The sequence below is a fragment of the Coleofasciculus sp. LEGE 07092 genome, assembly GCF_015207375.1.
Lineage (GTDB): Bacteria > Cyanobacteriota > Cyanobacteriia > Cyanobacteriales > Coleofasciculaceae > LEGE-07092.
Window position 1 is genome coordinate 1 of the sequence record NZ_JADEWY010000265.1, and the last position, 2,342, is coordinate 2,342.

Sequence of the window (2,342 nt, forward strand, 5' to 3'; positions counted from 1 at the left end):
GAGCTGGGGAGCAGAGGAGCTGGGGAGCTGGGGAGCAGAGGAGCTGGGGAACAAGCAAGACTCCTAAAAAATTTTGAACCATCTGTAATCTGAGGTAATTTTCTGGGAACTCTATGCTCATCGCTGTATTTAGCAGTCGTTCTATCAACCTTAGGACAGGAATCTAACCTAAATGGCTGTGATTGACATAGAACATCAGGGTCGCAAGTTTATTACCACTGAGCCTTTAAAAGATAGTGGAGAAGTCGGTGAGCAGAAGGTATGGGATGCTACCAAGAGTGCCTTTTTAGAGCGTAACTGTGTGGCGTACTGGCGCTATCCTATTTTTTCTAAAGTGGGAGAGCTGCGTAAGGAACCCGATATTCTCATAGCAGATCGAGAATTAGGTCTGATTGTCATTGAGGTAAGATCGGTAACAATTGACCAAATTGCAGAAATTAGCGATCGCCTTTGGCAGTTTCAAAACGTTGCCACCACGGAAGCCAACCCTTACCAGCAAGGGGAACACCAACTCAGAGCGTTGATCGGATATTGCGATCGCGAACCTGCTATCTGGCGCAAAGTGATGGGTCGAGTCTTAGTCGCACTACCCCTCATTAAAGCAGAAGAATGGCAGCAACGAGGCTTTGACCAACTCCCTAACTGCCCTCCGATTATATTCCAAGACCAGATAGGAAAGGTTGCTTTCCTCGAAAAAATTCAACAAGCAGTTCCTGTCATTTCAGGAGAAAACTTAGAGGATGAGCAATGGACACTACTGTTAACCGTTCTTAGCGGCACACCTGTACTTCGCAAACCGCCCCGCCCCATCCTCTCAACCAACGGTAAGAGTCGCGCCAGTATCGTGGCAGCTTGCGCTGAACAACTCTACAACCTAGATTTGCAGCAGGAGCACATTGGCAAGGAAATCCCCCCCGGTTTTCAGCGACTGCGCGGGATTGCTGGATCAGGTAAAACCGTGCTGCTGTGCCAGAAAGCCGCCCATATGCACTTGAAACACCCAGACTGGGATATTGCCTTGGTATTTTTCAGTCGCACCCTCTACGATACCATCATTGGCTTGGTAGACCGTTGGTTGCGCCGTTTCAGTAATGGGGAGGTTCAGTACGAACCCAAGATTAACAAAAAGCTGCGAGTGGTTCATGCTTGGGGAGCCAAGGAACAGCCGGGTTTGTACGGGATAATTTGTCAAGCCAATGGCATTACTCCCAAGGGCGTGAGAGATACTGTCCAAAAACAACCGAATCGAGGCTTGGCAGAACTCTGCAAACAGCTTTCCGAAGAACTGGAAATTCAGCCCATTTTTGATGCCATTTTGATTGATGAAGGGCAAGATTTAGTCTCTGATGATGAATTAAAGTATCAGGACAAGCAAGCGATTTACTGGATGGCATATCAAGCCTTGCGCCCGACTGAACCCCAACACCCAGAACAGCGACGATTAATTTGGGCGTATGACGAAGCTCAAAGCCTGGATACGCTCAAGATTCCAACAGCGAAGGAGTTATTCGGTGAAGCGCTGAGTGGGCTGTTGTCACAGGGAACGCAGTACAACGGCGGGATTAAAAAATCAGAGATAATGCTGCGCTGTTACCGCACTCCTGGTTCTATTCTGACAGCCGCTCATGCGATTGGGATGGGATTGCTACGTCCTGAAGGAATGTTGACGGGAATCACGAGAAGGGCAGATTGGGAACGAATTGGCTATGAAGTAACGGGTAAATTTATTCCAGGTCAACAAATTACGCTGCATCGTCCTTCCGAAAATTCTCCGAATCCCGTTTCCCAATTATGGGGTGTGCCGGTGTTGGAGTTTGAAACCTATAATTCTCGCCAGGAAGAAATGAGTGCGTTAGCCGAGAAAATTTGGCATAACCTTGGTCAAGATGACCTGAAGCCTAGCCGCGATATTTTAGTCGTCGTGTTAGGCTCGACTTCTGAGGCAATGGAATTAGAGAATCATGTCGCGGCATTTCTGATGGAGCAAGGGATTGATATTTACATTCCTACGGCTTTAGAATTAAATGAAATCAAACCTCGATGGCCCCACTACGACCCAGACCGTTTCTGGATGGAGGGTGGTGTTACTGTATCTCGTGTTCCTCGTGCTAAAGGAAATGAAGCGGATATGGTTTACGTGGTAGGATGCGATCGCGTTGCCAGGAATGAAAGCGATGTAAGTCTGCGAAATCAGCTTTTTGTCGCCTTAACCAGGGCGCGAGGTTGGGTAAGTCTCAGCGGGGTGGGTAACTATCCCCTGTACGAAGAAATGCGACGGGTAATCGAGAGTGGAGATAGTTTCACTTTTACCTATAAGCGTCCCCTGAAGCGAGATATTGGCG

1 protein-coding gene is annotated in these 2,342 nt (G+C 48.1%); it reads left to right on the forward strand.

The features are described from left to right. Window positions 1-172: 172 nt before the first annotated feature. On the forward strand, window positions 173-2,342 hold a 2,170-nt coding region (locus IQ257_RS29380; RefSeq protein ID WP_193933497.1), incomplete at its 3' end, for a DEAD/DEAH box helicase.